The sequence below is a fragment of the Williamsia herbipolensis genome, assembly GCF_000964005.1.
Lineage (GTDB): Bacteria > Actinomycetota > Actinomycetes > Mycobacteriales > Mycobacteriaceae > Williamsia_A > Williamsia_A herbipolensis.
The window spans coordinates 22,733-43,654 of sequence record NZ_JXYP01000020.1 but is presented as its reverse complement, the minus strand read 5'-3'; the positions used below and the strand labels follow the sequence as shown (position 1 = coordinate 43,654).

The 20,922-nt window shown below is 70.5% G+C and carries 18 protein-coding genes; 6 read left to right on the top strand and 12 right to left on the bottom strand.

The window, feature by feature from the left end:
* Positions 1-18: 18 nt before the first annotated feature.
* Complete coding sequence (gene cobN / locus TU34_RS10340; RefSeq protein WP_045822802.1) at positions 19-3,642, bottom strand: cobaltochelatase subunit CobN; 3,624 nt, start codon at positions 3,640-3,642, stop codon at positions 19-21.
* A gap of 189 nt (positions 3,643-3,831) precedes the next feature.
* Here cobN and cobG point away from each other — a divergent pair, with 189 nt between their 5' ends.
* Genes cobG through cobJ form a run of 3 tightly spaced genes read left to right on the top strand, consistent with a single transcriptional unit; the run spans position 3,832 to position 7,189 of the window.
* On the top strand, positions 3,832-5,016 hold the full coding sequence (cobG, locus tag TU34_RS10335; protein ID WP_045822949.1) for a precorrin-3B synthase: 1,185 nt from the start codon (positions 3,832-3,834) through the stop codon (positions 5,014-5,016).
* Between the two features lie 8 nt (positions 5,017-5,024).
* The gene (locus TU34_RS10330) at positions 5,025-5,648 is read left to right on the top strand and encodes a precorrin-8X methylmutase (RefSeq protein WP_045822948.1); all 624 of its coding nucleotides are present in this window, start codon (positions 5,025-5,027) and stop codon (positions 5,646-5,648) included.
* On the top strand, positions 5,645-7,189 hold the full coding sequence (gene cobJ, locus TU34_RS10325) for a precorrin-3B C(17)-methyltransferase (RefSeq protein WP_045822801.1): 1,545 nt from the start codon (positions 5,645-5,647) through the stop codon (positions 7,187-7,189). Before TU34_RS10330 ends, cobJ begins: the two co-directional genes overlap by 4 nt.
* 7 nt (positions 7,190-7,196) lie before the next feature.
* Here the strand turns inward: cobJ and TU34_RS10320 are convergent, their stop codons facing one another.
* From TU34_RS10320 to TU34_RS10305, 4 genes are read right to left on the bottom strand one after another with little or no spacing between them, the layout of a single operon-like run.
* On the bottom strand, positions 7,197-7,961 hold the full coding sequence (locus tag TU34_RS10320; RefSeq protein ID WP_045822800.1) for a cobalt-precorrin-6A reductase: 765 nt from the start codon (positions 7,959-7,961) through the stop codon (positions 7,197-7,199).
* Positions 7,948-8,709: a precorrin-4 C(11)-methyltransferase gene (gene cobM, locus TU34_RS10315; protein ID WP_045822799.1), complete on the bottom strand. Its 762-nt coding sequence runs from the start codon at positions 8,707-8,709 to the stop codon at positions 7,948-7,950. The genes TU34_RS10320 and cobM overlap by 14 nt, the downstream gene beginning before the upstream one ends.
* Complete coding sequence (locus TU34_RS10310) at positions 8,706-9,929, bottom strand: bifunctional cobalt-precorrin-7 (C(5))-methyltransferase/cobalt-precorrin-6B (C(15))-methyltransferase (RefSeq protein WP_045822798.1); 1,224 nt, start codon at positions 9,927-9,929, stop codon at positions 8,706-8,708. The genes cobM and TU34_RS10310 overlap by 4 nt, the downstream gene beginning before the upstream one ends.
* Positions 9,926-10,714 (bottom strand): decaprenylphospho-beta-D-erythro-pentofuranosid-2-ulose 2-reductase, encoded by a 789-nt coding sequence (locus TU34_RS10305; RefSeq protein WP_045822797.1) that lies wholly within the window; start codon positions 10,712-10,714, stop codon positions 9,926-9,928. Before TU34_RS10305 ends, TU34_RS10310 begins: the two co-directional genes overlap by 4 nt.
* Positions 10,715-10,745: 31 nt before the next feature.
* Between TU34_RS10305 and TU34_RS10300 the strand changes: the two genes are divergently transcribed.
* On the top strand, positions 10,746-11,162 hold the full coding sequence (locus tag TU34_RS10300; RefSeq protein WP_045822796.1) for a pyridoxamine 5'-phosphate oxidase family protein: 417 nt from the start codon (positions 10,746-10,748) through the stop codon (positions 11,160-11,162).
* Positions 11,159-11,539, top strand: a complete 381-nt coding sequence (locus TU34_RS24295) for a ribosomal protein L7/L12 (RefSeq protein ID WP_052688853.1) — start codon at positions 11,159-11,161, stop codon at positions 11,537-11,539. Before TU34_RS10300 ends, TU34_RS24295 begins: the two co-directional genes overlap by 4 nt.
* 23 nt (positions 11,540-11,562) lie before the next feature.
* Here TU34_RS24295 and TU34_RS10290 read toward each other — a convergent pair whose 3' ends face one another.
* Positions 11,563-12,678 (bottom strand): M24 family metallopeptidase, encoded by a 1,116-nt coding sequence (locus tag TU34_RS10290; RefSeq protein ID WP_045822946.1) that lies wholly within the window; start codon positions 12,676-12,678, stop codon positions 11,563-11,565.
* A 79-nt stretch (positions 12,679-12,757) separates the two neighbouring features.
* On the opposite strand from TU34_RS10290, the gene TU34_RS10285 reads away from it, so the two are divergent.
* Entirely contained in the window at positions 12,758-13,720 is a 963-nt protein-coding gene (locus TU34_RS10285) for a 5'-3' exonuclease (RefSeq protein ID WP_045822945.1), read from the top strand.
* Positions 13,721-13,749: 29 nt separating this feature from the next.
* Here TU34_RS10285 and TU34_RS24490 read toward each other — a convergent pair whose 3' ends face one another.
* The 6 genes from TU34_RS24490 to TU34_RS10255 form a co-directional block, all read right to left on the bottom strand.
* The gene (locus tag TU34_RS24490) at positions 13,750-14,475 is read right to left on the bottom strand and encodes a DUF4333 domain-containing protein (RefSeq protein WP_082080131.1); all 726 of its coding nucleotides are present in this window, start codon (positions 14,473-14,475) and stop codon (positions 13,750-13,752) included.
* Positions 14,476-14,597: 122 nt separating this feature from the next.
* Positions 14,598-17,486: a DEAD/DEAH box helicase gene (locus tag TU34_RS10275; protein WP_082080148.1), complete on the bottom strand. Its 2,889-nt coding sequence runs from the start codon at positions 17,484-17,486 to the stop codon at positions 14,598-14,600.
* Positions 17,473-18,423, bottom strand: a complete 951-nt coding sequence (tatC, locus tag TU34_RS10270; protein ID WP_045822795.1) for a twin-arginine translocase subunit TatC — start codon at positions 18,421-18,423, stop codon at positions 17,473-17,475. Before tatC ends, TU34_RS10275 begins: the two co-directional genes overlap by 14 nt.
* Before the next feature lie 134 nt (positions 18,424-18,557).
* The gene (tatA, locus tag TU34_RS10265; protein ID WP_045822794.1) at positions 18,558-18,830 is read right to left on the bottom strand and encodes a Sec-independent protein translocase subunit TatA; all 273 of its coding nucleotides are present in this window, start codon (positions 18,828-18,830) and stop codon (positions 18,558-18,560) included.
* Positions 18,831-18,911: 81 nt separating this feature from the next.
* Positions 18,912-19,913, bottom strand: a complete 1,002-nt coding sequence (locus tag TU34_RS10260) for a helix-turn-helix transcriptional regulator (RefSeq protein ID WP_045822793.1) — start codon at positions 19,911-19,913, stop codon at positions 18,912-18,914.
* On the bottom strand, positions 19,910-20,902 hold the full coding sequence (locus TU34_RS10255) for a helix-turn-helix transcriptional regulator (protein ID WP_045822792.1): 993 nt from the start codon (positions 20,900-20,902) through the stop codon (positions 19,910-19,912). Before TU34_RS10255 ends, TU34_RS10260 begins: the two co-directional genes overlap by 4 nt.
* Positions 20,903-20,922 lie beyond the last annotated feature (20 nt).

Sequence of the window (20,922 nt, the reverse complement as noted above, 5' to 3'; positions counted from 1 at the left end):
CCGGGCTGTGTCGGCCGCCTACTCGTCGCCCTCGATGTCACCTTCGGTCTCGAGGAACACCTGCTGCAGCTGGGCGAGCAGTTCCGGCGGGGGCTGCGACCACAGCTCCCGCCCGGCGGCCTCGAGGAGCCGCTCGGCGATCCCGTGCAGCGCCCACGGGTTCGACTCGGCCATGAACTTGCGGTTCGTCTCGTCGAGGACGTACGTCTCGGTGAGCTTCTCGTACATCCAGTCCTGCACCACGCCGGTGGTCGCGTCGTAGCCGAAGAGATAGTCGACGGTCGCGGCCATCTCGAACGCGCCCTTGTATCCGTGGCGTCGCATGGCGTCGAGCCACCGCGGGTTGATGACGCGGGCCCGGAACACCCGAGCGGTCTCCTCGGCCAGCGTGCGGGTGCGCACCGATTCCGGTCGTGTGCTGTCGCCGATGTAGGCCTCGGGCGATTTACCGGTCAGCGACCGCACCGTGGCGACCATGCCGCCGTGGTACTGGAAGTAGTCGTCGGAGTCGGCGATGTCGTGCTCGCGGGTGTCGGTGTTCTTCGCCGCGACGGCGATCCGCCGGTACGCGGTGCGCATGTCGTCGGCGGCCGGGACACCGTCGAGGCCGCGCCCGTAGGCGAAGCCGCCCCACGTCGTGTAGACCTCGGCCAGGTCGGTGTCGCTGCGCCAGTTCTTGCTGTCGACGAGCTGCAACAGACCGGCGCCGTAGGACCCGGGCTTCGACCCGAAGATGCGGGTCGTGGCCCGGCGTTCGTCGCCGTGGTCGGCGAGGTCGGCCTGGGCGTGGGCCCGGACGAAGTTCGACTCGTGGGGCTCGTCGAGATCGGCGACCAGGCGTACGGCGTCGTCGAGCATCGCCAGCACGTGCGGGAAGGCATCGCGGAAGAAGCCGCTGATCCGCACGGTGACGTCGATGCGGGGCCGCTTGAGTTCGGCGAGTCCGATGGGTTCGAGGCGCACCACGCGCCGAGACCCCTCGTCCCACACCGGCAGCACCCCGAGCAGGGCGAACACCTCGGCGATGTCGTCCCCGGAGGTCCGCATCGCGCTGGTCCCCCAGATCGACAGACCCACCGACTGCGGGTACTCGCCGTGATCGGTGAGGTACCGGTCGACGAGGGACTCGGCCATCAGCTGGCCGGTCTCCCACGCCAGGCGCGACGGGATCGCCTTGGGGTCGACGGAGTAGAAGTTGCGACCGGTCGGCAGGACGTTGATGAGTCCGCGCAGAGGCGAGCCGCTGGGGCCGGACGGGATGAAACCGCCGTTCAGGGCGTGCAGGATCCGGTCGACCTCGCCGTCGGTCTGCCGCAGACGCGGAACCACCTCGGTGGCCGCGAACTCGAGGATGCGTCCGACGGTCTCGCGTTGCGTCGCGTCCTCGACCGAGGCGACGACGGATCCGACGGCGTCGACCGCCCAGTCGGCGTCGGCCATCGCGACGATGAGGTCGCGTGCACGGACCTCGATCTCGTCGACCCGCCCGCGGACCTCGTCGCCGTCCTCCGACAACCCCAGGGCCTCGCGCAGGCCGGGGACGCTGCGTTCGCCGCCCCACATCTGCCGGGCGCGCAGCATCGCGAGCACCATGTCGATCTCGGACTCACCGCGCGGCGCCTCACCGAGGATGTGCAGGCCGTCCCGGATCTGGACGTCCTTGATCTCGCACAGCCAGCCGTCGACGTGCAGCAGCATGTCGTCGAACACCTCCTCGGCCGGACGCTCCTCCAGGCCGAGATCGGTGTGCATCTGCGCCGCGGTCATCAGCGTCCAGATCTGCTGACGGATGGCCGGCAGCTTCACCGGGTCGAGGGTGGTGATGTTGGAGTGCTCGTCGAGGAGCTGCTCGAGGCGGGTGATGTCGCCGTAGCTCTCGGCGCGCGCCATCGGCGGGATGAGGTGATCGACGAGTGTCGCGTGCGCCCGACGCTTGGCCTGCGTCCCCTCCCCGGGGTCGTTGACCAGGAACGGGTAGATCAGCGGCAGATCGCCGAGCGCGGCGTCGGTGCCACACGACGCCGACATGGCGAGGGTCTTGCCGGGTAGCCATTCGAGGTTGCCGTGCTTGCCGATGTGCACGATCGCGTCGGCGCCGAAGCCGCCGCGATCGGCCGGTGCGGCCACCCACCGGTAGGCGGCGAGGTAGTGGTGGCTCGGCGGCAGATCGGGGTCGTGGTAGATCGCGATCGGGTTCTCGCCGAACCCGCGCGGCGGCTGCACCATGAGCAGGATGTTCGCGAACTGCAGTGCGGCGATGACGATCTCGCCGTCGGGGTCGGACGACCGGTCGACGTAGAGCTCGCCGGGCGGCGGACCCCAGTGGTCGACGACCCGGGCCCGGAAATCGTCGGGCAACGTCGCGAACCACTCCCGGTACAGCGACGCCGAGATGCGGATGGGATTGCGTTCGAGCTGTTCGGCCGACAGCCAATCGGGGTCCTGTCCCCCGGCCTCGATGAGTGCGTGGATCAGCGCGTCGCCGTCCCCCGCGGCCAGGCCGGGGACCGCGTCGTCGCCGTACTCGGGGCCCATGTCGTATCCGGCCGCACGCATCGCGCGCAGTACCCCGATGGTGCTCGCGGGGGTGTCGAGGCCGACGGCGTTGCCGATGCGGGCGTGCTTGGTCGGGTATGCCGACAGCATCAGGGCGACGCGCTTGTCGGCGGGAGCGATGTGGCGCAGACGCGCGTAGCGGGTCGCGATGCCGGCGACGCGTGCGCACCGCTCCGCGTCGGGCACATAGGTGCTCAGTCCCTCGGCGTCGATCTCCTTGAACGAGAACGGCACGGTGATGATCCGACCGTCGAACTCGGGCACCGCGACCTGTGTGGCGACATCGAGCGGGGTCATGCCGTCGTCGCCGTCGGCCCAGGTCGCGCGGCTGCTGGTGAGGCACAGACCCTGCAGGATCGGCACGTCGAGGGCGGCGAGCTCGGCGACGTCCCAGGCCTCGTCGTCGCCTCCGGCGGTGACGCCCGCTGGTCGGGTCCCGCCCGCGGCGAGCACGGTGACGACCATGGCGTCGGCGGCGCGCAGCGTGTCGAGCAGCTCCGGAGGTGCGGCGCGCAGGGACGCGCAGAAGATCGGGAGGGGGCGTGCGCCGTGGGCGACGAGCGCGTCGCACAGAGCGTGGATGTATCCGGTGTTCCCCGACAGGTGCTGCGCCCGGTAGAAGAGCACCGCGACCGTCGGACCCGCGACGTCGGTGTGGTCGCGTTCCAGGATCCCCCAGGTCGGGGTGGACTGCGGCGGCTCGAATCCGTGTCCGGTCAGAAGCACGGTGTCGGACAGGAACCAGCTCAGTTGCAGGAGGTTCTCGGGTCCGCCCTCGGCGAAGTACTGGTGTGCCTGCGAGGCGACGTTGGCAGGGACGGTCGACAGCTCCATCAGGGCGGCGTCGGGGGCCATCTCGCCACCCAGCATCACCAGGGGCACGCCGGACGAGAGGACCGTGGCCACCCCCGACTCCCACATCTGCCGCCCGCCCAGGATGCGCACGATGACGAGATCGGCGGCGTCGAGCATGGCGGGCAGGTCGTCGGTGACGCTGATGCGGTTGCAGTTCGCCCAGGTGTAGTCGCCGCCGGACGATCGCGCGCTGGACAGGTCGGTGTCCGAGGTGGACAGCAGCAGGATCACGGGTCGTGCCTCCCTTGGGGGTTTCGCGCCCCGGTGGTGGTGTGGAGATATCCGGTGAGCGGATCGGGTCTGACTTCCCGCGTCGCCGCAGGTCACAGTGGCGCGACCGCACCGGGTTCCCACCGGTTTCCGCACCGCTCTGCCGACGACGATACGGGTCTGTGCACCGGCGGTCGTACCGTGGACGCCGTGACCACGCCGCCCGATCCCACCGCGCGGACCCGCGCCGACGACGCCTGCCCGGGTGCGCTGTCGCTGCATCAGGCCGCCGACGGACCGCTGGCGCGGGTTCGATTGCCCGGCGGCGTGCTGACCCCGGCTCAACTCGCGGCGCTCGCCTCCGCGGCCGACGAGCTGGCGAGCGGCGACCTCGAACTCACCAGTCGCGGGAACGTGCAGCTCAGAGCGGTGCGAGACCCCGACGCGCTCGCGCGACGCCTCGCCGACGCCGGGCTGCTGCCGTCGGAGACCCACGAACGGGTGCGCAACATCCTCGCCTCGCCGCTGGCCGGTCGGGTCGGGTCGGGACCCGACGTCGCGGGCATCGTCACCGACCTCGACCTCGGTCTGCGCGCCGACCCGGACCTCGCGGACCTGCCCGGCCGCGTCCTGTTCGCCGTCGACGACGGCACCGGCGACGTCACCGGACTCGGACCCGACATCGGTGTGCACGCCCTCGGCGGCGACGAGGCGCTCGACGGGGAGTTCGCGCTCGTCCTCGCCGGTGCCGACACCGGGGTCCGCGTGGCCGCCGACGCCACGGTCGCGACGATGCTCGCCGCGGCACGCGCCTTCGGTCGCGAACGCGATCGGCAGTGGCGGCTCGCGGAACTGCGGGACGGTGTGGCCGCGGTACTGGACCACACGGGTCTGGCCGCCACCACCGATCCGGTCGAGCTCGGGTCCGAGGGCTCGGCGCCGGTCGGCTGGTTCGAGCAGGCCGACGGCGGGGTCGCGCTGGGTGCGGTGCTGGCCCAAGGGATCCTTCCCGCGCGGACGGCCACCGTCATCGCGGCCGTCGAGAAGCCTGTCATCGTGACCCCGTGGAGATCGATCGTGCTGGTCGATCTCACCGAGGACGAGGCCGAGGCGGTGGTGCGGGTGTTGGCGCCCATGGGTCTGATCTTCGACGCGAACTCGCCGTGGGCGCAGGTCACTTCCTGCGTGGGATCACCCGGGTGCGCGAACTCGCACGCCGACGTCCGTGCCGATCTCGAGTTCGCCGTCGGCGCCGGTACGGCGGGCCGTGACGGGCGTGAGCACTGGGTCGGATGCGACCGCGCCTGCGGCAGTCCCCACTCCGAACACCTGCGGGTCACCGCGACGGGCGAGGGATACGACGGTGAGAGGGTCGACGGCCCGCAGCTATCGTGAGTCCCGACATGTACTCCTACATCCACGACGGCGCCGAGATCTACCGGCAGTCGTTCGCGACCATCCGTGCCGAATCCGACCTGTCGGCGTTCGACGACGACACCGAGACCGTCGTCGTCCGGATGATCCATGCCTGCGGGCAGACCGACCTCACCACCGACGTCGTCGCCACCCCGGGTGTCGTGACGGCGGCGCGGACGGCGCTGCGCAACGGCGCTCCCATCCTCTGCGACGCGACGATGGTCGCCTCGGGGGTCACCCGCCGGCGCCTGCCGGTCGACAACGACGTCGTGTGTCTGCTCGGCGACCCACGGACGCCGCCCCTCGCCGAGCAGTTGCACACCACCCGTACCGCGGCCGCGGTCCACCTGTGGGAACCGATGCTCGAGGGCGCGGTGGTCGGGATCGGCAACGCCCCCACCGCGTTGTTCGCCCTGCTCGAGCAGATCGACGCGGGCGGTCCCCGTCCGGCTGCGATCGTCGGTGCCCCGGTGGGGTTCATCGGTGCCGCGGAATCGTGTGCGGCGCTGGCCGAGCGGACCGATCTGGAGTTCATCACCGTCCTCGGGCGTCGTGGCGGCTCGGCGATCACCGCCGCCGCGCTCAACGCGTTGGCGAGCCCGGTCGAGTGAGCCCCGATCGCATCGATGCCGGATCCGGCGCCGGGAAACTGTGGGGTGTGGGCCTCGGGCCCGGTGACAGCGAACTGGTGACGGTCAAGGCGGCACGGATCATCGCCGACGCCGACGTGGTGGCGTATCACTCTGCACGCCACGGTCGTTCGATCGCACTGGGCGTCGCCACCCCGTACCTGCGTGAGGGTCAGGTCCACGAGAAGCTGGTGTACCCGGTCACGACCGGCACCACCGATCATCCCGGCGGGTACCGCGGGGCACTCGAGGAGTTCTACGCCGAGTCCGCGGAGAGGCTCGCCGTCCACCTACGCGCTGGGCGCACGGTCGCCCTTCTCGCCGAAGGTGATCCGCTGTTCTACAGCAGCTACATGCACATGCACAAACGCCTCGTCGACGAGTTCGACGCCGAGATCGTCCCCGGCGTCACCTCGGTGAGCGCGAGTACCGCCGCGGTCGGGATCCCGTGGGTCGAGGCCGACGAGACCACCACCGTGCTCCCCGGGACCATGGGCCGCGACGAACTGGTGCGTCGACTCCGCGACAGCGATGCGGTGGCGATCATGAAGCTCGGTCGCACCTTCCCCACCGTCCTCGAGGCGCTGGAGACCGCCGGTCTCGCCGACCGCGCCTGGTACGTCGAACGGGCGTCGACCTCCACCCAGCGCGTGGTGCCCGTCCGCGACGTGGACCCCACCTCGGTCCCGTACTTCTCGATGATCGTGGTCCCCGGTGTGATCAACGGCGTGGTCAACCACGTCGGCTCGTCGTCGGCAGCCACCGCTGATCCCGTCGGCGGCGAGGTGGTGGTCGTCGGGCTGGGTCCCGGCGCGCAGCGGTGGACCACGCCCGAGGTGCTCGACGAACTCGCCCGCGCCACCGACATCGTCGGCTACAAGACCTATCTCGCCCGGATCTCGCCGCGTCCCGGACAGCGCATGCACGCCAGCGACAACCGCGTGGAATCCGAACGTGCCTGCATGGCCCTCGATCTCGCCGCGGCGGGTGCCCGCGTGGTCGTGGTGTCATCGGGCGATCCGGGTGTGTTCGCGATGGCCTCGGCGGTGGTGGAGATGTCGGCGGAGTCCCCGTGGACCGGTGTGACCGTCCGCGTGGTACCCGGTGTGACCGCGGCCAACGCGGTGGCGGCCGCTGTCGGTGCGCCCCTGGGACACGACTACGCGGTCATCTCCCTGTCCGATCGCCTCAAGCCCTGGGACACCATCGAGCGTCGTATCCGCGCCGCGGTGTCCGCCGATCTCGTCATCGCGATCTACAACCCCGGTTCGGCGAGCCGCACCTGGCAGGTCGAGGCGCTGCGCTCGATCCTTCTCGCCGAGGTCGGCGCCGAGCGCCCGGTGATCGCCGGTCGCGACGTCGGCGGCCCGGAGCAGGCGGTGTCGATGACCACGGTCGGTGAACTCGACCCCGCGAGCGTCGACATGCGGACGTTGCTCATCGTCGGGTCGTCGACCACCCAGGTCGTCGACCGACCCGCCGGCGCCGCGGTGTTCACCTCACGCCGCTACGGCGACGCCTGATCGGTCGTCACCCCGCGGCGATCGCCCCGCGGACCGCGCGGAGTGCGTCGTCCACCGACGTCACGACCTGTCCGTGGTCGGGCGGCGCGGGCCGTTGCACAATCACCACCTCCACTCCGAGTTCGGCCGCCGCACGCAGCTTCGCGCTCGTGAGGTCACCGCCGCTGTTCTTGGTGACCAGGGTGTCGATGTGGTTGTCGCGCAGGATCTCTCGCTCGTCGGCGAGGCGGTAGGGTCCGCGACTGCGCAGCACCCGGTGGCGCCGCGGGAGGGACCCGGTGGGCGGGTCAACCACGCGGATGAGGAACCACGAGTCGTCGATGCCGGCGAAGGCGCCCACGTCCTGACGGCCGGTGGTGAGGAAGACACGCCGGGCGCGCGTGCCCACGTGGGCCGCCGCCGCGCCGATGTCGGAGACGGTGGTCCAGTGGTCATCGGGTCCCGGTCTCCAGGGTGGGCGCCGCAGCGAGATCATCTGCGCGCCGGTCGCTCTCGCGGCGTCGGCGGCGTTGCGGGAGATCTGTTGGGCGAAGGGATGGGTCGCGTCGACCACCGTCGTGCAGCGGTGGTCGGCCAACCAGGCCGCGAGACCGTCGGATCCTCCGAACCCACCGATGCGGACCTCGCCCGCGGGGAGGGCCGGATCGGAGACCCGACCGGCCAACGAGGACACGCATGCGATCCCGTCGGCGACCAATGCCGCGGCGAGTGCCCGGGCCTCGCCGGTACCGCCGAGGATCAGGACCGGGGCCGGCGGCTCAGTGGCCGTCACCGGCCACCTTCGTCATCCGTGCCTGCGAATAGAGGTAGCTGTCGGGAAAGCCCGACGCGGCGAGGACGCGGCCGACGAACACCACCGCGGTGCGCACGATCCCGGCCTCGGTGGTGCGCGCGGAGAGATCGGCCAGCGTGCAGCGGACGATCTGTTCGTCGTCACGGCTCGCGAACGCCACGACGGCGCAGGGGCAGTCGGCGCCGTAGTGCTCGACGAGGTCGGCCTGTACCTGCTCGATGCGATGGGCGGCGAGGTGCAGGGCGAGCGTGACCCGTGTGGCGGCGAGTTCGGCCACGGTCTCGCCGTCGGGCATGTCGGTCGACAGGGTGGAGACGCGGGTGATGAGCAGTGACTGCCCGACTCCGGGGACAGTGAGCTCCCGTCCGAGTGACGCGGCGGCGGCCGCGAAGGCCGGGACCCCGGGCACGATCACGTGGTCGATACCGATCGCGTCGAGCGCTCGGATCTGTTCGGCCACAGCGGAATACAGTGACGGGTCGCCGGAGTGCAGGCGGGCGACGTCGTGACCGGCCCGATGTGCGGCGGCGATGTGCTCGACGATGTCGGCCAACGGCATCCGTGCGGAATCGATGAGCACCACCCCGGGTGGGCAGTGCTCGAGCATCTCGGCGGGAACGAGCGAACCGGCGTACAGGCATGTCGCGCAGCGGGAGAGCACGTTCGCCCCACGCAGGGTGATGAGATCGGCGGCGCCGGGGCCGGCGCCGATGAAGTACACGGTCACGGTCGCTCCTCGGTGGTGTGCGTGTTCTTGACGACCGACCACTGCGTGACGGGCAGGATGGGACGCCACGTCGTCATGCCCCCGAGTGGCGCAGCGTGGTCGATGTGGATGCGCCGCAGGTCGCCGCCGAGGCTGCGCTGCCGGTCCATCACCAGCGTCTCGGACTCGAGCGTGACCGCGTTGGCGACGAGGCGTGCGCCGGGGGCCATCGCGTCCCAGCAGGTCTCGACCATTCCCGCGACGGTCAGACCACCGCCGACGAACACGGCGTCGGGTCGGGGGGCGTCGTGCAGGGCCGCCGGCGCCTCGCCCTCGATGCGCAGGCGCGTGGTGACGCCGTGTCGTGCGGCGTTGTGTGCGATGCGAGCCCGTCGGTCGGGGTCGGCTTCGAACACCACGGCGCGGCTCGTGGGCTCGGTGAGCAACCATTCGATGGACACCGATCCCGCGCCGCCACCGATGTCCCACAGCGTCTCCCGCGGAGCGGGCCGGAGCAGCGCGAGGGTGAGTGACCGGACGGCCGTCTTCGTCAGTTGCCCGTCGGAGTCGAAGTCGGTGTCGGGGCGACCGGGTGCGGTGCTGATCCTCGGGCCGCGACAGGCGACGGCCACCACGTTGAGATCGTGACCCGGTGGTCGCCGCCACTGCGCGGCGTCGGCGGACTCGATCACCTCCTCGTCACCGCCGAGGCATTCCAGTACCGTGATCGTTGATTCGCCGAAGCCGTTGTCGCACAACGTCGTGGCGATGGCCGCGGGTGTGTCGGCGCCGCGGCTCAACACCAGCAGTCGCACGTCGTCGCTCACGTGGGCCAGGATCGTCTCGACCGGATCGGTGACGAGACTGATGACCGGTGTGCGCGCGAGGTCCCATCCCATGCGCGCGGCCGCCAACGACGCACTCGACACCGCGGGGATGACACGGACCCGCTCGGCGCCGAGGAGTCCGACGATCGTGGCGCCGACGCCGTGGAACATGGGGTCGCCGCTGGCGAGTACGTGCAGCGGACGCGCCGGCGGGTCGGCGAGCAACGCGCGGAGGTCGGCGAGCATGGGCGTCGACCACACGTGGGTGCGCGCCGGCAGGTCCGGCAGCAGCTCGAGTTGCCGTGAAGAACCGGCGATCAGGGTCGCGCCGGTCAGTTCGTCGTGTGCGATCGGTGAGAGTCCGCGCCACCCGTCGGCGCCGATGCCCACCACCACGACGTCGGGCGCGCTCATCGCGGCATGCGACGCCAGATCGGCTGCGGAAGGAGTTTCATGACGAAGAACGCCGGACGGATGGCCCACGGGATCCACACCGTCGCGCGACCCCGCCGCAGCGCGCGCACGACGGCGTCGGCGACCTGGTCCGGTGTGCTCGACATCGGCGCGGGTTCCACACCCGAGGCCATCAGGTCCTTGGTCATCGCCCCGACGACGAAGCCGGGTCGGGCGAGGAGAAGGTGCACCCCGGTGTCGTGCAGGGCGTCGGACAGACCCGACGCGAAGCCGTCGAGGCCGGCCTTGGTGGAGCCGTACACGTAGTTCGCGCGTCGTACCCGGACGCCGGCGACCGAGGAGAAGACGATGATCGCGCCCGCATTGCGTGCGCGCATCGTCGCGGCGAGCGGGGTCAGCACGCTGATCTGCGCGAGGTAGTCGGTGTGGGCGATCTGCAGGGCGTGGGCGACCTCGGTCTCGGCGCGGGCCTGATCGCCGAGGATGCCGAACGCGACGATGGCGACACCGATCGGACCGTGTCGTGCGATCACCGACTCGATGATCCCGGTGTGCGACGCGGTGTCGTCGGCGTCGAAGGCGACGGTGTGCACCTCGCGGGCTCCAGCCGCCAGAACGGCGGCGGTCTCGGTCTCGAGGTCGTCGGGTCGCCGCGCCGCCAGCACCACCACGGCGTCGGCGGCGATACGTGTCGCGACGGCGAGGCCGATCTCACTGCGCCCGCCGAACAGCAGCACGACACCGTCGGTGTCGGGTCGTCGACGTCGCTGGGCCACGTCGGACATTGTGTCACCGCCTTCTCGATAGGCTGACCATGTGCCCCGTACCGCAGCCGATCTCTCCCCCGCCGCCCTGGAGTTCCTCACCGATCGCCATCTGGCCAGTCTCACCACGCTGCGTGCCGACAACACCCCGCATTCGGTCGCCGTGGGGGTGACCTACGAGCCCGAACGCAGCCTGGCGCGGGTCATCACCTTCGAGGGCAGCCAGAAGGTCCGCAACGTCGACCGGGGTGGGTACGCCGCGGTCACGCACGTCGACGGGCCGCGGTGGCTCACCTTGGAGGGTCCCGCCCGCATCAGTCGCGACGCCGATGACATCGCCGAGGCGGTCCGTCGCTATGCGTTGCGCTACCGCCAGCCGAAGGTCAACCCGCGTCGCGTCGTCATCGAGATCGAGGTGACCCGCGTGCTCGGATCGCAGTCACTGTTCGCCGAGGACCCCACCGCGTGACACGACGCCGCGAACTCCTCCACACCGGTGCGGGCGTCGTCTTCGGTGTCGCGTTCGTCTACCTCGCCGCCTGCTATGTGTTCGATGCGATCGACAGTCCATCGATCTACCGAGTGTTCCTCGCGATCGTCTCCGTAGTGCTGGCGGCGAGTATCGGTGTCAACGGATATCGACGGATGACCGGTCGCAGCCGACCCGCGCTCGCCTATCCGCGTGTCAATCCCGCCTCGGTGCCGTTCGACGACGTCGTCGCGGTCACGACGGGGACCGACGACCGGATCGACGCGATCCGGCAGCTCCGCGAGGCGCACCCCGGGTTGGGTCTGAAGGACGCGAAGGACCTGGTCGACGAGGTGCTGGCGCGCCCCGATCTGTGAGCAGCCGAGCCCGGTGACCCGCGTCAGACGCGGGTCAACCCGTGCGGCCGGGTGTTCATGGGCTCGCACCCGTCGGCGGTGACCACCACGATGTCCTCGATACGTGCGCCCCATTCGCCGGTGAAGTAGATGCCCGGTTCCACGCTGAACGCCATGCCCTGCAGCAGGGGTTCGTCGCTTCCGGAGACGATGTAGGGCTCCTCGTGCACCGACAACCCGATGCCGTGACCCGTGCGATGGATGAAGTTCTCGCCGTAGCCGGCGGCGGCGATGATGTCGCGGGCGGCGGCATCGATCTGGTGCGCGGTGACGCCGGGTGCGACGGCATCGACCGCGGCCTGCTGCGCGCGTTCGAGGATCGCGATGCGTTCGGCGACCGATGCGTCGGGTTCACCGACGCAGTAGGTGCGGGTGGAGTCCGAGTTGTACCCGGGCGCCACCGGTCCGCCGATGTCGACCACGACCACGTCACCGTCGGCGATCACCCGGTCGGACACCTCGTGGTGGGGATCGGCGCCGTTGGGTCCCGACCCGACGATGACGAACGCCGCCTCGGTGTGTCCCTCCTCGAGGATCGCGGCGGTGATGTCGGCGGCGACATCGCGTTCGGTCCGTCCGGCGACCAACCACTGCGGCACCCGTGCGTGTACCCGATCGATGGCGGCACCTGCGCGTCGTAACGCGTCGATCTCCGCGTCGTCCTTGACCATCCGCAACGTGCGCAGGATCGGCGTCGCCAACCGGGGGAACGACCGCAGGCGATCGGCGATGGGGATCAGGTGCAACGCGGGCACCGAGTCGGAGACCGCCACCGTGGCGTCATCGGCCACCCCCTGCAGGGCCAGTGCGTAGGCGTCCTGGCCGTCGACCCAGTCGCGGGTCTCGATCCCCAACTCCCCCACCGCCGAGGCGCGGAGCGCGGCGAGTTCGAGGCGTGGGACCACCACCCAGCTCTCCCCGACAGTCGGGATCACCAACGCGGTCAGTCGTTCGAAGGTGCTCGCGCGCGAACCCGTCAGGTACTCGAGATCCGGTCCGGGGCCCACGATCACGGCGTCGACGCCGGCGCGCTCGGCGTGTGCCGCGACACCGGCCAACCGCTCGGCGTAGACCTCTGCGGGGAAACGTTGATCGGTCATGAGTTCACCGTAGGTCACCGCACGACGCCTCGCGGATCGGTGCCCCGTGGGCCCGGGCTGATCTGGCACAGTGTCGTGCATGGCTGCCCCGGTGATGCTGCTCGACGGTGCGAGTCTGTGGTTCCGCGCGTTCCACGGGCTCCCCGAGAAACTGACCGCACCCGACGGGCGGCCGGTCAACGCCGTCCGTGGATTCCTCGACATGATCGCGGTGCTCGCCACGCGTGAATCCCCACGCCGACTCGTCGTGTGCCTCGACTACGACTGGCGCCCCCAGTTCCGGGTCGACCTCATCCCCTCCTACAAGGCGCACCGCGTCGCCGAGACGGTGGCCGCCGCCGACGGCGAGGAGTTCGTCGAGGAGGTCCCCGACACCCTCACACCCCAGGTCGACATGATCATGTCGGTCCTCGCCGCGGCCGGGATCGCGTCGTCGGGGGCGCCGGGGTGCGAGGCCGACGACGTGATCGGGACCCTGGCCGACACGGAGACCGACGACCCCGTCGTGGTCGTCAGCGGCGACCGCGACCTGCTGCAGGTCGTCGTCGACGACCCGGTCGAGGTGCGTGTGCTGTACGTGGGTCGTGGCGTGAACCGCGCGGAGAAGTTCGGTCCCGGCGAGGTGGCCGACGTCTACTCGGTACCGCCGCGGCGTCCCGGCACGGCGTACGCCGAACTGGCGATCCTGCGCGGCGACCCGTCCGACGGGTTGCCAGGGGTGGCCGGTGTCGGTGAGAAGACGGCCGCGAAGTTGTTGGCGCAGTTCGAGACCCTCGACGGCATCGAGGAGGCGGCACGAGCCGGAGACAAGGCGATCTCGCCCCGGATCCGCGCCTCCATCGTCGACGCCTCCGACTATCTCGCCGCTGCCCGCACGGTCGTGTTCGTGCGGACCGACGCTCCGGTCGACGGGGACACCGAGGGCCTGGTCCCGTCGGCGCCGGCCGATCCCGATGCGCTCGCGGCCCTCGTGGCCGAACTGGGCATCGGGTCGTCGGTCAACCGCATGGCCGAGGCCTTCGGGTGGGACGACCGCTTCTGACGTCGTGACCGGGATCGGTCCCGCCGTTCTCAGTTGGCGCTGGGGCGGCCGACCTCGTAGGTGCCGTCGTCGTCGAGGAAGGTCACCGTCACCTTCTGCTGCGCTCCGGCGACGGTCGCGGTGCAGGTGAAGGTGGCGCCCTTCTTCACGTCGGTACCCGACGGGCAGCTGACCGAGGACACGTCGGTCGCGCTGTAGTCCTTCTCGAGGATCGATTTCACACCCGACTCGGCCGCGGACTGTGAGAGCTGCTTGGTGAGTGCGAATCCCGGGGCGACGAACGCCGTGATGGCCAGCACCACGACGACGACGGCCACGATCCCACCGGCGACGGCGATCTGCACCGGTCGGCGCTTACGCGGCTCCCGGCCCATCGACGCGAACTGATCGGAACCCTGTCCGCCCGGAACGGTCTGCTGCGGTGCGCCGTACGGCTGCTGGCCGTACTGGGGTGTCCACGGAGCCGAGGGGTTCGGCTGCCCGCCTTGATTCGGGTCCGGGTACCCCTGCTGCCCGTAGCCCTGTGTCCCGTACCCCTGTCCACCGGACGCGGGCGCGCCCCAGGGGCTACCGGGTGGTGGACCGTACGGATTCTGTGGGTACTGATCGGGGTACGGGCTGCCGTCGGGTGCGTTCTGGCCGTAGGGGTTCGGATTCGGCTGGTAGGGCTGGCCGTAGGCGGGAGGTCCCCAGGGCTGTGCGCCGGGCGCGTCGTCGCCCGGCCGCTGTCCACCGGAGTTCTGGGGGTCGCTCATCGGTGCCCTCCGCAAGTCGATACGTGTGCGCGACGATGTCCACCGCCGGTGCTCCGGTCCGAAGATACCGCAGACCCCGGTCGCCGCCGGGGACCCGAGCACCCACGCCGGGCGGGGTGCGATCAGCCGAGTTCGACCGCGACGACGCCGCGTTTGATGCACCCCACGGCCGACTTCGCCGACCGGGCCAGACGTCCCTCGGCGCCGGCGCTCATGCGGATCTGCTCGAGAAGATCGATGACCTGCCGTGACCACCGGACGAAGTCACCGGCCGGCAGCGGCCGCCCGCGTTCACCCGCGACGGCCAACGCCTCACCGAGCGACCGGCCTGCGGCCCAGGTGTACATCGCGGTCGCGAATCCCGCGTCGGGTTCGCGGGTCACGCCGACACCGTGGCGGTTCTCCAGGGCCGACAGCGTGCGCCACTGCTTGTGGGTCGCCGACAGGGTCTCGCGCAGGGTCGGGTTCCCGGTGACGAGGTCGGGTCCGGAGTAGGTGTCGCGCCGCGATTCGTAGACCACCGATGACACGACCGCGGCGAGCTCCGGCGGTGTCAACGCATCCCACACGCCGGCACGGATGCACTCGCAGATCAGCAGGTCGCTCTCGCTGTAGACGCGGCTCAGTGTCGACCCGGACTCGGTGACCACCATGCGCGGCGCGCCCTCGGCGTCGACGTCGGCCAGGAGGTAGCCGAGCTCGGTGAGCACGGCCACGATGCGATCGAAGGTGACGCTCAGCGTCGAGGTCCGCGTGTCCACCGACGACGTCAGGTTCGTGATCTCGCGCAGCGACCGATTGCGACGCTCGGCGAGACGGAACAGCTCGTCGTGGCTCGACAGCTCGTGCGCCGGATGCGCGCGGAGCCGAGCACGCAGATCGGCCAGTTCGCCGTCGTCGGCGGCCGGGGAACGCTTGGTGTTGCGGCCCTTCGGCACCGACAGGCCGGTGTTGCGCAGCGACGAGGCCAGATCACGCCGGCCACGGCCCGTCCGATGGTCGACCTGCCGTGGCAACCGCATGTTACCGACGACCTCGGGTGGGTTCAGGAAGTCCGAGACCCCGACCCGGCCGGCCCACCCGTCCTCGCACAGGACGAGTGGTTTGGGGTCGCGGCGGTCGTTGGCGGGCTCGATGACCACGGCCAGGCCGCGGTGACGACCCCCGTGGAGGCCGATCACGTGACCGCGCTTGAGGCCGAAGAGCTCGTCGACGGTGTTGGCCTGCAGGGTCATCCGCTTGTGGAACTTCAGATCGCGTTCGCGGGTGCGGATGTCCTCGCGCAGCGTCATGTATCCGAGGAAACCGTCGTAGGCCGACGCGTCACCGACCGGCTCGTCGGGTGCGAGACGGCCGGGGTCGATGCCGAGACCGCTTGCGCGGCCGACGAGTTCGGTGTCGATCTTGCGCAGGATACCGCGCGCCTTGTCGATCTGTCGGTGCTGGCCGACCACCGAGCGGTCGGTCTGGAACTGCGCGAACGACCGCTCGAGGAGGTTCTTCGCGCCGGCCAGGCCGAGGCGACCGATGAGGTTGATCGCCATGTTGTACTCGGGCGCGAAGGAGCTGCGCAGCGGGAAGGTCCGCGCTCCGGCCAGGCCGGCGACCCGCGTCGGGTCGAGACCGGGCATCCACACGACCACCGCGTGACCCTCGACGTCGATGCCGCGGCGACCGGCGCGACCGGTCAACTGTGTGAACTCGCCGGGGGTCAGATCGACGTGCGACTCGCCGTTGAACTTGACGAGTCGCTCGAGCACGACCGACCGGGCCGGCATGTTGATCCCCAGCGCGAGGGTCTCGGTCGCGAACACCGCGCGGACCAGTCCGCGGACGAACAGTTCCTCGACCGCGTGCCGGAACGCCGGCAGCATCCCCGCATGATGGGCGGCGAGGCCGCGCCCCAGACCGCTCTCCCAGCTGTCGACGCGCAGGATCTCGCGGTCCGACGGCGAGAACTCGCCGGTGTAGCGGGCGACGACCTGGGCGACCTGCTCGGCCTGGTCGGGCTCGAGGAGGTTCAGTCCGGACCGCACGCACTGTTCGAGCGCGGCCTCGCATCCCGCACGGGAGAAGATGAACCCGATGGCCGGGAGCAGCCCGTCGCGGTCGAGGCGCGCGATCAGGTCGGGTCGGGAGATGGTGCCGGTCGGACGCCCGCGCTGGGGCCGTCCACGCGCACCCCGACCGCTGTGCGCGCGCTGGTGGTCCTCCACCATCTCGCGCTGCTTGATGTAGCGCGTCAGCTCACCGTTGACCTGCGGGCGTTCGCCGGGACGGATGCGCTGGTCGAACAGGTCGAAGATGCGGTTGCCGACCATCATGTGCTGCCACAGCGGGATCGGTCGGTGGTCGTCGACGACGACGGTGGTGTCGCCGCGCACCGTCTTGATCCAGTCCCCGAACTCCTCGGCGTTGCTCACCGTCGCCGACAGGCTGACCAGCTTCACGTCGGGATCGAGGTGCAGGATCACCTCCTCCCACACCGCGCCGCGGAAGCGGTCGGCGAGGAAGTGGACCTCGTCCATCACGACATGCGACAGACCGTCGAGCGCGGGCGAGTTCGCGTAGATCATGTTCCGGACGACCTCGGTCGTCATCACCACGATCGGGGCGTAGGGGTTGATCGAGCTGTCGCCGGTCAGCAGTCCGATGGAGTCGGCGCCGTGCACCGCGACGAGATCGGAGTACTTCTGGTTGCTCAGTGCCTTGATCGGGGTGGTGTAGAAGCATTTCGTGCCGGCCTGCAGCGCCAGGTGGACGGCGAATTCGCCGACGATGGTCTTGCCCGCACCGGTCGGCGCGCACACCAACACCCCGTGGCCGTCCTCGAGAGCCGCACACGACTCCCGCTGGAACGGGTCGAGGGAGAATGACAGCCGGTCGGTGAACTCACGCAGCCGAGGACGATCGACCACCTCGGTGACGGCGCCCTCGGTGATCGGGGCACCGGCGTCGGGGCCCCAGGGGGTGTCGTCGTCCCAGGGTCCGGCGGCCTCAGAGGATGTCATCGAACTCACCCGCACGCACCGGCGCCGGGGTGTGGGTGACCGTCGACGCACCGACCTTCTCCGGGCGGTGGTCCAGCGGCGAGGCCTCGTCGTCGTCGAGGTCTCCCCAGTCCTCGCCGAGACGGCGGGCCTTGCGGCGGTCGTGGATGCGGGCGAACTGCACGGCGAACTCGAAGAGCACGGTGAGCGCGAGTGCGAGCGCCAGCATCGTGAAGGGATCCGAACCGGGGGTCACCACGGCGGCGAAGACGAACAGACCGAAGGTGAGACCGCGCCGCCATGCCTTGAGGCGCTCGTAGGTCAGGATCCCGATGAGGTTCAGCGCGACCACCAGCAGCGGGAGTTCGAAGCTCACGCCGAAGATGACGAGAAGATGCAGGATGAAGTTGAAGTACTGGTCGCCGGCGAGGGCGGTGACCTGGACGTTGTCGCCGACGGTGAGCAGGAAGTGGAACGCCTTGGCGACCACCAGGTAGGCGAGGATGGCGCCGGTGACGAACAGGGTCGCGGCGACCGCGACGAATCCCATGCCGTAGCGGCGCTCGTTCTGGTGCAGGCCCGGGGTGATGAACTGCCAGATCTGGAAGAACCAGATGGGGCACGCCAGCACCACACCGGCGGTGAGACCCACCTTGAGTCGCAGCATGAACTGGTCGAACGGACCGGTCGCGAGCAGCCGGCATTCGTTGCCGGGCGTCAGCGTCGCGCGCGCACTCTCGGGCAGCGCGCAATACGGGCCACGCAGGAGCTCGCCGAGCGACTCGACGTGCAGGAAACCGTACGAGTACCAGACGAATCCGATGATGGTGGTCAGGCCGATGGCCAGGACCGAGATCAGGAGCCGACGACGCAGTTCGTAGAGATGCTCGACGAGCGACATGGTGCCGTCGGGGTTGACCTTCACACGTCGACGGCGTGGATCAAGGGGAATGCGCACGGTGCGGGTCTCGGTTCCTCACGTGACGGTCGGTGGCGGCCGCGACGGGGACGTCGCGGCCGGCGGTACACCGGTTCGCCGGGTGTCCCCGGCGCGGTCGGACGACGCTGGTGGTCAGCCGACCGTCGTCTCGATCAGGCGCTGCGACGCTGGTTGTCGGTCTCGTGCGTGGCGTCGGTGGGCGACGGCGGCGGGATCTGGCGCGGGGCGACCTCGGCGTCGGACTCACGCGAGGTGGTCTCGGCGGAGGAGTCCTTGCCGTCGTTCTGCATCTCCTTCACCTCGCTCTTGAAGATGCGCATCGACCGGCCCAGGCCGCGAGCGGCGTCCGGGAGCTTCTTCGATCCGAACAGGATCAGGAACACGATCACCACGATGATGATGTGCCACGGCTGGATGGCGCCCATGTCAAGACCTCCGGGGTTGGTTGCTGCCGATGCTACCGGACACGACCCGTGCGACCGCGGGACGACAGCCGAGCCGACGCGTCACCCGGTGGGCCCGTCGTAGGCGGCCAGCGCGTCGGCGGCGCGCCGGGTCACCTCGCCGGCGGCACCCGGCGCGTTCATCAGGCGGATGCGGCCCCCGAACCCCAGCACGAACCGGGTGAGCCAGTCCTCCGAGCCGTAGGCCATCCGCGCCCGGATCGGCGTGTCGGTCGCGGTCTCGGCCACGTCGTCGAGCGGCTCGATGAGGTAGTAGTCCATGACCCACGCGACCGACGGATCGATGGTCATGAGCGCCGTGGGGAGCTGCGGGTCGGCGTTGAACAGCGCGAGGGTGGCCTCGGGATCGGGTTCGTCGGGCACGGCCGCGGGTTCGTCGAGCACACGCGCCTCGTCGATGCGGTCGAGGCGGAACAGACGGATGCCCGCACTCTGTCGGCACCACCCCTCGAGGTAGCTGTTGCCGTCGACGGCCACGATCCGCACCGGGTCGACGATGCGTTCGGACACCGCGTCGCGCGATGCCGAGTAGTACCGGATCCACACCGCATGCGATCCGCGGACCGCGCCGCGGACCGCGGCCATCGGAGCGGAGACGTCGGTGGTCTCGGCGGCGTCGGACGGCTCCCCCGCTCCTGTCCGCACATCGGGATCTCCGGCGTCACGCGCGCTGCCGACGGCCCGCTCGACCTTGGCGATCGCCCGCCGCGCGGCGCCGGGGTCGAGCACGCCGCGCATGTCGATGAGTGCGCGCAGGGCGACCAGCAGCACCGATGCCTCGGTCGGGGTGAGGCGCAGGGGCCGGTCGATCCCGGCCGAGAACGTGACCTGGATGCTCTCCTCGCTGAAGTCGAGGTCGATGAGGTCGCCCGGGGTGTAGCCGGGCAGACCGCACATCCACAGCTGGTTCAGGTCGGCCATCACCTCTTTCGGTGTGACCCCGAGGTCGGCCGCGGCCTCGTCGGCGCTGGTGCCCGGATGCGCCAGGAAGTACGGGACCATCGCCAGCAGGCGGCTCAGGCGCGACGGCGCGGGGGCGGTCATGCCGTCACCTCGGCGGCGAGCGTGCGCAGGTCGGCGATCACGCGATCCCGCAGATCGGCCGGTTCGAGCACCACCGCGTCCGCACCGGCGCCGAGGACCTGACGCGCCAGCGAGTCGACGGTCCAGCCCTCGATCCGCAGTGCCGATCCGCTGCGTCCCCCGAGCTCACGCGGCTCCGACGACACCGCAGACCGCCGCATCCCCTCCGCGCGGCCATCGGCCACCCAGACGGTGGCCGAGCGGGTGTGGGCGCCGTCGCCGAAACCCACGGCCGCGGCCACGACCTCGCGGAGGTCGACGCCCTCGGGACGGTGCGCGACCTGGTCGGTCTCGACCACCGGTTCGGAGATGCGTGACAGTCGGAACGTACGGGTCTCGCCGCGCTCGAGGTCGTGGCCCACCACGTACCACCGACCCCGGTGGGTCACGACGCCCCACGGTTCGAGGTGTCGGGTGGCCACCGGTCGGGTGCGGGTCGGTCGGTGTTCGAAGGTGACGCCGCGGCCGTGGTCGATCGCGGCGAGCAGGGCGGCGAGCACCGCCTCGGACCCCATCGATCGGGGTGCGGCACTGTGCACGCCGACGTCGAGGGCCGAATCGGCGCCCAGTTCGACACCACCGGCGCGCAGTTTGAGCAGCGCGCCGCGGGCCGCGGCGGCCATCGTCGGGGTGTCCCACAGCGCGGCGGCCATGGTGACCGCGGCGGCCTCGTCGCGGTCGAGCGCGATGGCCGGCAGTTCGTAGGCGTCGCGGTTGATGCGGTATCCGTCGGTGTCGCTGAACGCCGAGTCGCGACCGGTCTCCAACGGGATGCCGAGGTCGCGCAGTTCGGTCTTGTCGCGCTCGAACATGCGGTTGAACGCCTCGTCGGTCTTCGACTCGCCGTAGCCGGTGACGCTGCTGCGGATCTGCTCAGCTGTCACGAACCGGGGGCTCGCCAACAGGCAGATCACCAGGTTCATCAGACGTTCGACTTTGGTGGTGGCCATCGCCGCCAAGCCTAAGACAC